The following is a 12,527-nucleotide window of genomic DNA, read 5'->3' as shown; positions in this document are numbered from 1 at the left end:
CACCATGCTTAAAATGCCAGTTCGAAACCGATGTCCTGCCCCACCACGATACGCTCATCGCCGCCTTCGGTGACGATGGCGTTCATGCCAAAGCAGATGGCGCCGTCGAGCTCGGGCTTGGCGCGATAGCCATGCATGACGTCGAGCGGATCCGGGCCGGGCACGCCCGTGGCCTGGTCCACCGACGGGATCGGGCAGCGCGAGCACGGCTTGACAGGTTTCAAGGTTGTCGCGCCCAATTGCAGGAAGTCGGCGTAATCTTCCTCGAAGGCGCCGATGTCGCCGATGACGAGGTTGGGCCGGAAGCGGTTCATCGGCAGCGCTTCACGGCCGGCGGCGCGCAGCTTGTCGTTGACATCGGCCAGCGAGGCGGCGCCCGCGATCAGCACCGGGTAGCCGTCGGCAAACATGGTCGAGGCGGCCACGCCATCCGTCCATGTGGTACTGGTGGCGCGCACCACGTCCGGGTGAAAGCGCACGAGGCGGCAGGGCACGCCGATGGCCTTGGAAAACCACGTCGCCGTCACCTCGTCGCAATCGTAGGCGCGCACGGTATCGTCCCACACCTGCACCTCCAGCACCGGGGCCAGTTGCGGATGCGGCAAGCCCAGTTCGATTTCCAGGCGCAGCATGCCCGGCGCACGCAATTCCAGCGTGCTGGCCTTGATGGACGGCACGATCAGCGCCATGCGCGGATGTTCGCGCTGGGTCAGGAAGCGGCCCTGCTCGTCCACCACCATCCATTCGCGGTCGAACACGTGCTCGCTCATCAGCCCTGAGCGCGTCAGGACCGCCTCGCGCAAATGGATGCCGGCGCACGATTTGATCGGATACAGGATGATGTCGGACAGGATAGCCATGGACGGGGGGAGAAGGAACAGTGTTGCTGCTTCTGCCAGGAAATTATTCAGAAGCGAAGTATGGCAGCAAAGCGGGCAAGCGTAAATCAGCCAGGCTCAGCCGATGAGGCTGAGCCTGGCGCGACAAGAATCAATATGTGTAGAAAATACGCTGGATTTCTTGCGTGCTGTTGGTTTTGGTCAAGGCCAGCATCAGCAGGATGCGGGCTTTTTGCGGGTTCAGGGTGTCGGACACGACACTATCGAGTTCATCGTCGTTGGCTTCGCCATTGCGCGCCACGATGCCCTGGCCGACGCGGCTCGAACGCACGATCAGCACGCCCTTCTGGCGCGCTTCCACCAGGGCCGGCTTCATTTGCGCGGCCACGCTGCCGTCGCCCACGCCCGCGTGGATGATGCCCTTGGCGCCGGCGGCGATGAAGGCGTCCATGCCGACACGGTTCATGTTGGCGTAGCCGTAGACGATGTCCACTTGCGGCAGAGCGTCGAGCTTGCTGATGTCAAATTCCGATTCCAGCGTGTGCTTGCGCGTCGACTGGCGATAGAAGAAAGGCTTGCTGCCCTGGATGTAGCCGAGCATGCCCAGTTCCGGCGACTTGAAGGTGTCGGTGGTGGACGTATTCGTCTTGGTGACTTCGCGCGCGGCGTTGATCTGGTCGTTCAAGGCCACCAGCACGCCCTTGCCCACGGCGTCCTTGCTGCCAGCCAGCAACACGGCGTTGTACAGGTTGATGGGGCCGTCAGCCGAGATGGCCGTCGACGGACGCATGGCGCCCACCACCACGACCGGCTTGTGACTTTTCACGGTCAGGTTCAGGAAATACGCCGTTTCCTCGATGGTGTCGGTGCCGTGCGTGACGACCACGCCATCGACATCGTTCGAGGCCAGCAGCACGTTGATGCGCTTGGCCAGGGTCAGCCAATGGCTGTTGCCCATGCTTTCGCTGGCGATCTGGAACACTTGCTCGCCTTTCACATTCGCCACCTTCTTCAATTCCGGCACGGCCGCGATCAGGCGCTCGACGCCCACGGTGGCCGAGGTATAGCCGACGGTGGTGGTGCTGTCGGCGCCGCTGCCGGCGATGGTGCCGCCCGTGGCCAGGATCACCACATTCGGCAATTTGACGGCCGCCTGCTGCGCGCGTGCGGGGGACGCGGCAACAAAGCCCATCAGCAAGGTAGCCAGCATCAGCTGTGCACAAGAATGGAATTTGCGTGAAAACATGGTGCTCCTGTTCGGTGATGTGTCAAAGATAACAAAGTCGTATGCAAATTATATGTCATCAGTGCTGCAAAAAAGCCGCGATTGAAGCGTTCTGCGCAAACGTGTGCGCCTTCCCATGCGCTACAGTGGCGCCATGTCCACACTCCTGTCCTTCCGCTCTTGCCTCGTCCTGCCGTTCGTCCTGATGGCGCTGGGCGCCTGCTCCATGCAAATCGAACTGCGCACGGCGGCGCAGCAGGAGCAGTTCGCGCGGGAAGCGGCCAGCCAGGGTGATTGGGCGCAAGCCCTGCGCAACTACGCAGCCGCGGCCGACAATGCCGAGCTGGGCCATGGCGATCGCGCTTGGCAGGCGCGGCTGCACCACGAAGCGGGACGCGCCGCCAGCGCCGCCTGCCGCTACGATGCGGCCGCATTTCATTTCCGCCAGGCCATCGCGCTGGCGCAGCAGGCCCGCACATCGAGCGCCCTCAGCGACAAGGCGCTGGAATCGCTGCAGGCCGGCAAACCTTGCGCGGTTCCCCCATGAACGTCGCGCGCGCCTTGCTGGCCGCAGCCCCCCTCTTCGCCAGCATGGCGCCGGCGCATCCCGCCGAGCCAGCCTTGCCCTTATGGGAAGCGGGCGTGTTCGGCGGCACGGCCGTCACGCCCGCCTATCCGGGCGCCAGCGAACGCTCGACGCGCAGCCTGGCCCTGCCCTATCTGATTTATCGCGGCAAAGTCTTGCGCGCCGACCGCTCCGGCGTGGGCGCGCGCCTGCTCGATACGGATCGTCTCGGCTTCGATATCGGTTTCGCCCTGTCCTTGCCGGCGCGCTCCAGCGACGTGCCGGCCCGGCGCGGCATGCCGGACCTGGGCACCCTGGTGGAATTTGGCCCGCGCCTGAAAATCAAGCTGGCCGAGCCGACGCAGCACAGCCGCCTGGAGCTGGAACTGCCCTTGCGCGCCGTCATCGAAGCGCGCGGCGGCCTGCACCGCCAGGGCGCCACGTTCGAACCGCGCCTCGTGTACGCGCTGCACGGCGAGCAACAGGCCTGGCATGTCGATGCCAGCGTCGGCGCCGTGCTGGGCAATGCCGCCATCAACGATTACTTGTATGGCGTCGGTCCCGCGTTTGCCACCGGCCAGCGCCCGGCGTATGCGGCAAAAAGCGGACTGATGCTCACCCGTCTGGGCCTGGGCGGCTCCTACCGGCTGCAGCGGGACTGGCGCGCCTTTGCCTTTGTGCGCTACGATACTTACACAGGCGCCGCCAACCGCGCCAGCCCCCTGCTGCGCCAGAACAGCGGCACCTCGGCCGGCATCGGGCTGATGTGGACGTGGCAACGCTCGGACAGCCTGGCACGGGGTCCCGACGATTAGCGGCAAGACGGCTTAACACTCCACCAAAGCTTCGCTGTCAGGCCTGGTGCCGGGCCGGCCTGAGCAGCCTGAAGGCAGCCCATAGCGAACGCCTGTAGACGTGCAATACAGCAGCGAGCAGCACGCACCACGCGAGCGGCGCCAGCGGCCCCAGACGTTGCGCAAAAAACGCATGCCCCGCCGCCAGGAGCGACAGCAGGGCGACGCCGGAATAGATGGGACGGCGCGGCAGCGGACGCCAGACGCGCATGCCCAGTTCCGTCTTGACGACAAAATACACAAGGAAGCCCAGCAACTGCGCCACGGCGGCGCCCGTAGCGCCGCAGCGCGGCACGAGCACGGCGCCCGCCAGCAGCGTGCCCAGCAAGCCGGCCGCGAAGGCGGCGATGGAGAGCGAAGGACGGCGGGCCAGATTGATGCCGACGCCAGTCACTTCCGCCAAGGCATACAGCAGCGGCTGGCCCACGGTGGCCACCGCCAGGTACGCGACGCCATGATAGTTGGGAGGCAAGACCCATCCGATCAGCCAGGCCAGGGCGCCCGCAAGGCAAAAACCCACCATCACGATGGCCTGCGCATGACGGCAAATGGCCGCAATATTCGACAGGTCACCACCGGCGGCGGCCCATTTGTGCACTTGCGGCACCCAGACTATCGTAAAAATCGATTGCACCAGCCAGGCACCGGCGGCCACGCGCGTGGCCAACGCATAAATACCGAGCTCGTCAAAGCCGGCAAAAAAACGCAGCAGGCCCATGCCGGCCGACAGCATGGACAGGTAGCCAATGGCGCTCACCAGCAATGGCCCCGCCTCGGCAAGCAGGCGACGCAGCAGCACCCGGTCCAGGGCGGTGCTCCAGGCTTGCGCCAGCGACGCGCGCGCATGCCACAGCAGCCATAAGGTGACCATCCAGGTGGTGGCCACGACCAGGCTGGCCAGGTGCACGAAATTGCGCTGCGGGTCCCACCACAAAACAGGCAGCAGCACCAGCAGCGACATTTTCGGCAATACCTGCGCCAGGCTGAAAACCCAGGCGCGCTCCTGCATGCGAAAGAGCTGCGCGACCAGGCGATTGGCCAGGGCGCTCAGCATGCCGGCAGCGAACAGGAAGGCCAGGGCCGGTTGCGTCACATCGAATAACAGTCGCGATAATGGTGCGGCAAACAGCAGTACCAGCGCGAGCGCGACAGGCGCGAGCAGCACGGCCGGCAGCAAACACGCTTTCAGCAAGCCGCTACGTGCGGTGCTGTAATGGTATTCGTGCAGGAAGGCCTTGTCGAGCCCCAGCGACAGCAGCAAACCGGCCACCGTACACGCGGTCATGAAAAAATCCAGCTTGCCGATGTCGGCAGGCGGAAACAGCCAGGCCACGGCAGGCACGGTAGCAAGGCTGCATAGCAGCGACAAGATGGGGCCGGCTGAAAAACCCGCGAGACGGTTCAGGCGCATCGTTCAGCCAGGCCAGGCATCTCAGCCATGCCTGTCGTTGGAGAAGCGATAGGGTACCGTGTCCGAATCGGCCGGCACGCGCCAGTGGTCCGGCGCATCATAGCGATACGCATGGTCCACCGCATTGACGAGGATAGCCGGCGTGCCGCAGTAATTCTGCACGCCATGCCAGACGCGCGGCGGCACGACGAGCAGGCCGGGACGCCTGGTGCCCATCTTGAACTCGTTGAGCATGCCAAAGGTGGGCGAATCCTCGCGCGCGTCGTACAGCACCACGCGCATCTGGCCCGCAGCCACGAATAGACGATCCGTCGTGATGGCATGCGCATGCCAGGCGCTCAGTCCACCAGGCTCCAGGGTCGAGGCGAATATCTGGCCTATCTGCGTGGCACCTGGCACCCATTCGGTGCGGAAAATTTCAGTCAGGCTGCCGTACGCCGTCAACACAGGGCGGATTTCCTGGAAGATTACGCCGTCGATCAAGGCAGGCGTCGCCGGCTTCCATTCCTTGGTAATGCTTTCGCCATCCTGTTTCGCGCCAGCCAACAGCCAGTTATCTTTTTCCACCACCAGATTTACCCCCGAAATTTTATAAAAATGCTCTTATGTATTGCAATCGCATTATCTACCGCCGCGGCAGGTCCTTCAATCCCCGGCGGCGGCGCAATTCACGTAAAAATGTGCCTTTGCGCCAATATTTGATCCAAAAGCCAGGATAGGGCGGCCACAGCCCCAACAGATAACAAAGGCGGCGCGACAATGCTTTCGTAGTCGTGGCCGCGGACTGGAGCGGTGCAATCAGGCGCTCATGGCCCACCTTGCCATAGAGCGTGGTGACAGCCTGCAAAATATTCAGCGGATCTTGCATATGTTCCCACCAGAATGCATGCTCGCTGTGCTGCCGCTCCAGGTAGGCATTTCTGCGGGTGCCAGACTGAATCAGGATGGCGCCGATACGGGGATGGGCCTGCATCGGCCGCCCCGCGCGATACACGCGGTGCAACCAGACTTGCGATGGCGAGGAGCGCACTTCCCATGATGGCTGCCATGGTCCGATCTGCCGGGTCAGTTCCCGCCGCATGACCCACAGGGTAGCAGGCACGTCCATCCACGGACGGTACGGTTGCATACCGTCCACCAGCGCCCCTACCATGTGATACCCGACCGGTAAAACCACCAGCCCCTGGCCAAAGACCAGGTCAGCCCCGGTGCGCTCGAGGACCTCAATACTGCTTTGCAAATGATCGGGCAACCACAGGTCGTCGTGGTTCAAGAATGCCAGATAGGTGCCGCGTGCCAGGCTGACGCCGAGATTGTTGGGCCCCGTCTGCTCGCCGTAATTGGCCGGCAGATTCACAAAGCGGACACGCGCATCGGCAAACGCGGCGACCACCTCAGCGGTATCGTCGGTGCAGCAATCGCCGACGACAATCAGCTCCCAATCCTGCAAGGTGCTGGCGAGTGCCGATTGAATCGCATAACCGAGGATATTGCTCCGGTTATACGTGGCCATGACAACGGAAACGAGCGGTTGTTTCTCGGACTGCATGGCAAGCCTTTCACATCACAGATAAAAAAATGCCGCCCAGGTACCTGGAGCGGCATTTCGCAATGGACAAATGCAATATATTGCCGGCGCTGGCCAGCAAGCATCTGACCTTAGACGTTGAACAGGAAGTTCAGCACGTCGCCATCCTTGACCACGTATTCCTTGCCTTCGGCGCGCATCTTGCCCGCTTCCTTGGCGCCCGCTTCGCCCTTGTAGGCAATGAAGTCGTCATAGGCGATGGTTTGCGCGCGGATGAAGCCGCGTTCGAAGTCGGTGTGGATCACGCCGGCCGCTTGCGGCGCCGTGTCGCCCACATGGATGGTCCAGGCGCGCACTTCCTTCACGCCCGCCGTGAAGTAGGTTTGCAGACCCAGCAGCTTGTAAGCGCCGCGGATCAGACGGTCCAGGCCGGGCTCTTCCATGCCCATGTCGGCCAGGAAAGCGCCCTTGTCGGCGTCGTCCAGGTCGGCGATTTCCGCTTCCAGCGCCGCGCAGATGGCGACGATGGGGGCGTTTTGCGATTGCGCGTAGGCCGTCAGCTGGTCCAGCAGCGGGTTATTCGTGAAGCCCGAATCGGACACGTTGGCCACGAACATGGCCGGCTTGGCCGTGATCAGGCACAGCGGCTTGATCAGTTCCATTTCGTCGGCGTCCAGGCCCATGGCGCGCACGGGTTTGGCGTCGTTCAGGTACGGCATCATGCGTTCCATGATGGCCAGCAGCTTGGCCGCGTCCTTGTCGCCCGAGCGGGCTTTCTTGTTTTCGCGGTGAATCGCTTTTTCCACGGTGCCCATGTCGGCCAGCGCCAGTTCGGTCTGGATGACTTCGATATCGTCGAGCGGATTGATCTTGCCGGCCACGTGGATGACGTTGTCATCTTCGAAGCAGCGCACGACGTTGACGATGGCGTCCGTTTCGCGGATGTGCGACAGGAACTGGTTGCCCAGGCCCTCGCCCTTCGATGCACCGGCCACCAGGCCGGCGATGTCGACGAATTCCACGATGGCGTTGACCATGCGTTCCGGCTTGACGATGGCGGCCAGCGCATCCATGCGCGGATCCGGTACTTCGACGACGCCGACGTTCGGCTCGATGGTGCAGAACGGATAGTTTTCAGCCGGGATGCCGGCTTTCGTCAGTGCATTGAACAGGGTGGACTTGCCGACGTTCGGCAAGCCGACGATACCGCATTGGAGACTCATGGAAAACCTTTAAATAATCAATATTGCCGGCAAGCGGCTGGTGCAAAACGGCCGTTGCGGGCGTTTTCTGGATAATCTTGCTGTATTCATGCTCTAAGGGTCAATTGTACCTCTATGCACCCTACTCTTCAAAAAAACCGCCCCGGCGACCTTAACTGTCGCCATCCCCGTCATCCGGCTGCGACGCATCGAATTCCAGGATGTCGCCGGGCTGGCATTCGAGCATTTCGCAAATCTTCGACAAGGTATCGAAACGCACGCCGCGCACCTTGCCCGACTTTAAGAGGGACAGGTTCTGTTCCGTGATGCCGATAAAGGCGGCCAGTTCCTTCGATTTCACTTTTTTCCTGGCCAGTACCAGGTCGAGGCGCACGACGATGCCCATCAGATGAACCCGCTGTTTTCATCGGCCAGGCGCTGGCCTTCATGGAGGATTTGCGCCAGCGCAAAGAAAACTGAGCACAACAGCAGGGTCCACAGGTCGCCGCCCGTGATGTCGATGACCAGGCGCAACTGACTCGCTCCGTCTTCCAGCAAGCCGAACAGCATGCCGCGCACGGTGGGTTCCAGCAAGGTCAACACCGTTCCCAGCAGCAAGCCGCCCGCGAAACGGCGAAAGTGCCGCGCCACCTGCGGCGTGAAATACACGCCCTGTTCGAACTGGCGCAAGACCAGGGCCAGCTGGCGCACGGCGTCACCCAGCACGCACAAGGCTGGCAAGGCCAGCGCCAGGCCCAATCCACGCTGCCACAGGGTCATGGCGGCCAGGCGCTCGAATGGCTGGTTCTGCAATTGCAGCAACAATTCATACATGCCGGCGCCGCCGACCGCTCCCTGCACGGCAGGCGCGGGCGCGAGCCAGCCCAGCACCGTCAGCAGCAGGTACAGCAGAAAGAATCCCGAAACGCCGTAGCGCACGCGCCGGCTCAGCGCCGCCGGCCCCGTCTGATTTTTTTGCATATTTAAAAGTATACGAAAACGTCAAGTGTAGTTAGAATAAATTATCGTAAAACAATAATTAAATCATGTTTTGCGACCATTTTAACATATTCACCCTACCCTATCGACTGGAGACACCATGAAAACCCTGCTTGCCTCGCTCGTTTGCAGCACCGCCTTTTTGCTCAGCGGCGCCGCCCGCGCCCATGACTTGCATGCCATGTTGCAGCAGGCGCTGGCCGACAAGAGCGTGCCGGCCATGGCCATACTCGTGATCCGCGACGGCAAGATCGATGCCCAGGCGCAGGCAGGCGTGCGCGCCAATGACGGCCACGACGCCGTGCGCGCCGATGACGTGTGGAATATCGGCTCCAACGGCAAGGCCATGACGGTGACCCTGATCGCGCGGCTGGTGGAACGGGGCGTGCTGTCGTGGGATGCGCCGCTGTCGAGCATGCTGCCCGCGCTGGCCGGCGGCATGCGCGCCGAGTACCGCGACGTCAACCTGATGGATCTGCTGTCGCACCGCGCCGGCCTGCCGCCCAATCCCGATGAGGCATGGATCAATACCACCTACACGGATACGCGCCCCTTGCCGCTGCTGCGCCAGGAATACGCGCAGCGCGCGCTGGCCGATGCGCCCGTGGCCGCGCCGCGCGGCGAATCGCATTACTCGAACAGCGGCGCCATGATCGCCGCCGCCATCGCCGAGCGGATCACGGGCCAGACATACGAAGAACTGATGCAGGCGGAAGTGTTCGGCCCGCTGGGCATGCGGGCCGCGTTCGGCCCCACCGTGCGCGGGCAGAATCTGGGTCACAAGGAAGGCAAACCCATCGCTGGCTTGATGGCCAGCAATCCGCTGATGATGGCGCCCGATGGGGAAATTCAGCTGAGCATGGCCGACTGGGCCAGGTTTGCGCTCGATCAGCTGCACGGCGAGCAAGGCCAGGGCAAGCTGCTGAAACAGGAAACGTATGTCTTGCTGCATACGGCGCAGGGCGACACGAATGCGGCATTGGGCTGGGGCGTGATGCACTTCCCGCCCCAGGCGCCGCAGCGCGTGCTCACCCACCTGGGCTCGAATGGCTACTGGCACGCGCTGATCGCGCTGGCGCCCGGCAGCGGCGACGGCTTGCTGATCGCCGCCAACGCGGGCGAAGGCAGCAGCGCCCAGGCCAGCCAGCAGCAGATGGCGAAAACCATCATGGCCGGCTTCGGCAAGGCGGGGAAATAATCAGACGGTGTGCAGCTTCATGGTGGCCGCCTCGAACTTGCCCTCGACGATCTGCGGCATGACCTGCAAGGATTTGTCGATCGCCTGCTCGATCAGTTCCTGGTCTTCGCGGCGCGGGCGGTGCAGCACGAAGTCGGCCACCTGCTGCTGCAGGCTCAGGGTGCGCGGGTGACCGATGCCCAGACGCAAGCGCCAGTAATCCTGCGTGCCCAGCGCGGCCGTGATGTCTTTCAAGCCATTGTGGCCGCCGGCCGAGCCGCCCTTTTTCAGGCGCGCGATGCCGGGCATCAGATCGAGCTCGTCGTGCACGACGAGCACCTCATCGGCGGCGATCTTGAAGAAACGCGCCAGCGCACCCACGGACTGGCCCGAGCGGTTCATGAAGGTCAGCGGTTCGAGCAGCCAGACTTCATTGCCGCCGATGGAAGTCTTGGCCAGCATGGCGTTATAGCGCGAATCGCGCTGCAGGCGCGTGCCGGGCAAGCTGTTGGCAAGATTGTCCACCAGCCAGAAGCCGGCATTGTGGCGGGTTTGTTCGTATTCGGGTCCCGGGTTGCCGAGGCCGACGATCAGGCGTATGGGCATGGCTGTGTCTGCAATGTAAAAGAAAGCATTATCGGTGAAAACAGGCGGAAAAAAACCCGCGCGGCGAACCAGGCGGGTTTTTCCTTGCGACTACCGCATTGCTGCGGCGGCAGAATTACTTCTTGTCGGCTTCAACAGCGGCAGCTGCTTCGGCTTCAGCGGCAACGTGGCCAGCCGGTACCGAAGCGGTAGCGATGGTCAGGTTGGCGCCGTGGGTGACAGCGGTCACGCCAGCTGGCAGGACCAGGTCGCCAACGTGCAGCGAGTGACCGACGTCGATGTTCGACAGGTCAACGTTGATGAATTCTGGCAGTTGGCCTGGCAGGCACGAAACTTCGATTTCGTTGGCTACGTGGCTGATGGTCGCGCCGTGCAGTTTGACTGCCGGGGAAACGTCAGCATTGACGAAGTGCAGCGCCACTTTCACGTGGATAGCTTGCTTCGAGTCAACGCGTTGGAAGTCAGCGTGCAGAACCAGTTGTTTGTATGCGTGGACTTGGAAGTCGCGCAACAGAACTTGCTGGGAAACGCCGTCGATTTCCAGGTCCAGGATCGACGAGTGGAACACTTCTTTTTTCAACGCGTGGTACAGGGCGTTGTGATCCAGCGAGATCAGCACAGGGGCTTCAGCGCCACCGTAGACGATACCAGGGGTTTGGCCGGAAATGCGCAGGCGGCGGCTCGCTCCGGAACCTTGCAATTCGCGTTTAAATGCGATAACTTTCATGTGAAACTCCAAGAAGAACAAGGCTTGCGCCTTGTGTTATGAGGATTCCCGCGACCAGGAATCCTCGAAAATGGGATGCAAAACACCCCGAAAATTAAAACACTGCGGCGCAACAGGCAAAAAGCCGGTCGCGCCGCAGGCATTACGTCTGTTACTGCTGATCGAATCAGTCGATGAACAGCGAGATGACGGAGTCACCCTTGATGATGCGTTTGAACGTCTCGGCCAGCAGCGGCGCGCACGTCAATTGACGGATCTTGCCGCAGGCCAGGGCCGCTTCGGACAGGGGGATCGTGTCGGTCACGACCAGCTCATCGAGCGGCGAGGCCGAAATACGGTCGATCGCCGGGCCCGACAGCACCGCGTGCGTGCAATACGCCACGACTTTTTTCGCGCCGCGCTCTTTGAGCACTTCGGCAGCCTTGGTCAGCGTGCCTGCCGTGTCAACCATGTCATCCATGATCACGCAGTTGCGGCCTTCGACTTCACCGATGATGTTCATCACTTCGGACACGTTCGCTTTTGGACGACGCTTGTCGATGATGGCCAGGTCGCAGCCCAGGCGTTTTGCCAGGGCGCGCGCACGTACCACACCGCCGACGTCCGGCGACACCACCAGCAGATCCTGGTAGTTTTTCTTTTGCAGGTCGCCCAGCAAAATTGGCGAAGCGTAGATATTGTCGACTGGGATATCGAAGAAACCTTGAATCTGGTCAGCGTGCAAGTCCATGATCAGGACGCGCTCGACACCGGCTTCTTCCAGCATGTTCGCCACCACCTTGGCCGAAATCGCCACACGCGCGGAGCGTGGACGACGGTCTTGGCGGGCGTAGCCGAAGTAAGGAATCGCGGCGGTGATGCGGCCAGCGGAAGCACGTTTCAAGGCATCAACCATCAGCATGATTTCCATCAAGCTGTCGTTGGTTGGAGCACAGGTGGATTGCAAAACAAAAACATCCTTGCCGCGCACGTTTTCGTTAATCTCGACCATTACTTCGCCGTCGGAGAATTTCGAAACGTTTGCTTTACCGAGAGGAATGCCGAGGTTTTTTGCGACCCCCTCTGCCAACGCTGGATTCGCGTTGCCGGTAAAAACCATCAGGTTTTCGTAAGCCATGGGAGTCCCAAGAGGTGATAAAGAAGTCTTGAAAAGCACTAACCGGGCATAGGCCCGGTCAGTCATTGTTTAGAACATGCCGCGTGGCGGCACATCTGCTTTTTCCCGTACTGGACGCCAACTTCGCATCGACAGACTACGGTGAAATGGTGGCAGGGGAAGAAGGATTCGAACCTTCGCATGCTGGAATCAAAATCCAGTGCCTTAACCAGCTTGGCGATTCCCCTACGTTACTGACTGCTTGCCGTCATGTTGGCCAGCATTATACCGACTTTTT

14 protein-coding genes and 1 tRNA gene are annotated in these 12,527 nt (G+C 61.9%); 3 read left to right on the top strand and 12 right to left on the bottom strand.

Annotated features, from left to right (window positions below):
- Positions 1–8: 8 nt before the first annotated feature.
- Both ACQ4W4_RS19435 and ACQ4W4_RS19430 read right to left on the bottom strand, forming a co-directional pair.
- Positions 9–860: an MOSC domain-containing protein gene (locus ACQ4W4_RS19435; protein WP_436543340.1), complete on the bottom strand. Its 852-nt coding sequence runs from the start codon at positions 858–860 to the stop codon at positions 9–11.
- A gap of 130 nt (positions 861–990) precedes the next feature.
- Positions 991–2,085, bottom strand: a complete 1,095-nt coding sequence (locus ACQ4W4_RS19430; RefSeq protein WP_436543339.1) for a type II asparaginase — start codon at positions 2,083–2,085, stop codon at positions 991–993.
- Between the two features lie 133 nt (positions 2,086–2,218).
- Here ACQ4W4_RS19430 and ACQ4W4_RS19425 point away from each other — a divergent pair, with 133 nt between their 5' ends.
- On the top strand, positions 2,219–2,611 hold the full coding sequence (locus tag ACQ4W4_RS19425; protein WP_436543338.1) for a tetratricopeptide repeat protein: 393 nt from the start codon (positions 2,219–2,221) through the stop codon (positions 2,609–2,611).
- Positions 2,608–3,444 (top strand): MipA/OmpV family protein, encoded by an 837-nt coding sequence (locus ACQ4W4_RS19420; RefSeq protein ID WP_436543337.1) that lies wholly within the window; start codon positions 2,608–2,610, stop codon positions 3,442–3,444. The genes ACQ4W4_RS19425 and ACQ4W4_RS19420 overlap by 4 nt, the downstream gene beginning before the upstream one ends.
- Positions 3,445–3,481: 37 nt before the next feature.
- Here the strand turns inward: ACQ4W4_RS19420 and ACQ4W4_RS19415 are convergent, their stop codons facing one another.
- From ACQ4W4_RS19415 to ACQ4W4_RS19390, 6 genes are all read right to left on the bottom strand, one after another.
- Entirely contained in the window at positions 3,482–4,894 is a 1,413-nt protein-coding gene (locus ACQ4W4_RS19415) for a lipopolysaccharide biosynthesis protein (RefSeq protein WP_436543336.1), read from the bottom strand.
- A gap of 21 nt (positions 4,895–4,915) precedes the next feature.
- The gene (locus ACQ4W4_RS19410) at positions 4,916–5,461 is read right to left on the bottom strand and encodes a cupin domain-containing protein (protein WP_436543335.1); all 546 of its coding nucleotides are present in this window, start codon (positions 5,459–5,461) and stop codon (positions 4,916–4,918) included.
- Positions 5,462–5,519: 58 nt separating this feature from the next.
- The gene (locus ACQ4W4_RS19405; protein ID WP_436543334.1) at positions 5,520–6,443 is read right to left on the bottom strand and encodes a glycosyltransferase family 2 protein; all 924 of its coding nucleotides are present in this window, start codon (positions 6,441–6,443) and stop codon (positions 5,520–5,522) included.
- A 110-nt stretch (positions 6,444–6,553) separates the two neighbouring features.
- Positions 6,554–7,645: a redox-regulated ATPase YchF gene (gene ychF / locus ACQ4W4_RS19400; RefSeq protein WP_251349368.1), complete on the bottom strand. Its 1,092-nt coding sequence runs from the start codon at positions 7,643–7,645 to the stop codon at positions 6,554–6,556.
- 151 nt (positions 7,646–7,796) lie between these two features.
- The gene (locus tag ACQ4W4_RS19395) at positions 7,797–8,030 is read right to left on the bottom strand and encodes a helix-turn-helix domain-containing protein (RefSeq protein WP_034778346.1); all 234 of its coding nucleotides are present in this window, start codon (positions 8,028–8,030) and stop codon (positions 7,797–7,799) included.
- Positions 8,030–8,605 carry a hypothetical protein gene (locus ACQ4W4_RS19390; RefSeq protein ID WP_436543333.1) on the bottom strand — a complete coding sequence of 192 codons (576 nt, stop codon included), beginning with the start codon at positions 8,603–8,605 and terminating at the stop codon, positions 8,030–8,032. Before ACQ4W4_RS19390 ends, ACQ4W4_RS19395 begins: the two co-directional genes overlap by 1 nt.
- Before the next feature lie 118 nt (positions 8,606–8,723).
- Here ACQ4W4_RS19390 and ACQ4W4_RS19385 point away from each other — a divergent pair, with 118 nt between their 5' ends.
- Positions 8,724–9,821 (top strand): serine hydrolase domain-containing protein, encoded by a 1,098-nt coding sequence (locus tag ACQ4W4_RS19385; protein ID WP_436543332.1) that lies wholly within the window; start codon positions 8,724–8,726, stop codon positions 9,819–9,821.
- Here ACQ4W4_RS19385 and pth read toward each other — a convergent pair whose 3' ends face one another.
- The 4 genes from pth to ACQ4W4_RS19365 all read right to left on the bottom strand — a co-directional run bounded on the left by pth (position 9,822) and on the right by ACQ4W4_RS19365 (position 12,477).
- Positions 9,822–10,406, bottom strand: a complete 585-nt coding sequence (pth, locus tag ACQ4W4_RS19380; RefSeq protein ID WP_166445893.1) for an aminoacyl-tRNA hydrolase — start codon at positions 10,404–10,406, stop codon at positions 9,822–9,824.
- A 115-nt stretch (positions 10,407–10,521) separates the two neighbouring features.
- Positions 10,522–11,133 carry a 50S ribosomal protein L25/general stress protein Ctc gene (locus ACQ4W4_RS19375; RefSeq protein ID WP_131688254.1) on the bottom strand — a complete coding sequence of 204 codons (612 nt, stop codon included), beginning with the start codon at positions 11,131–11,133 and terminating at the stop codon, positions 10,522–10,524.
- Positions 11,134–11,299: 166 nt separating this feature from the next.
- Positions 11,300–12,250, bottom strand: a complete 951-nt coding sequence (locus ACQ4W4_RS19370; protein WP_034753270.1) for a ribose-phosphate pyrophosphokinase — start codon at positions 12,248–12,250, stop codon at positions 11,300–11,302.
- A 150-nt stretch (positions 12,251–12,400) separates the two neighbouring features.
- Positions 12,401–12,477 (bottom strand) — tRNA-Gln (locus ACQ4W4_RS19365).
- Positions 12,478–12,527: the final 50 nt, after the last annotated feature.

The sequence above is a fragment of the Janthinobacterium glycogeni genome, from assembly GCF_051380725.1.
Classification (GTDB): Bacteria; Pseudomonadota; Gammaproteobacteria; order Burkholderiales; family Burkholderiaceae_D; genus Janthinobacterium.
The sequence above is the reverse complement of the archived record's forward strand: the minus strand, read 5'-3'. Positions and strand labels throughout refer to the sequence as shown.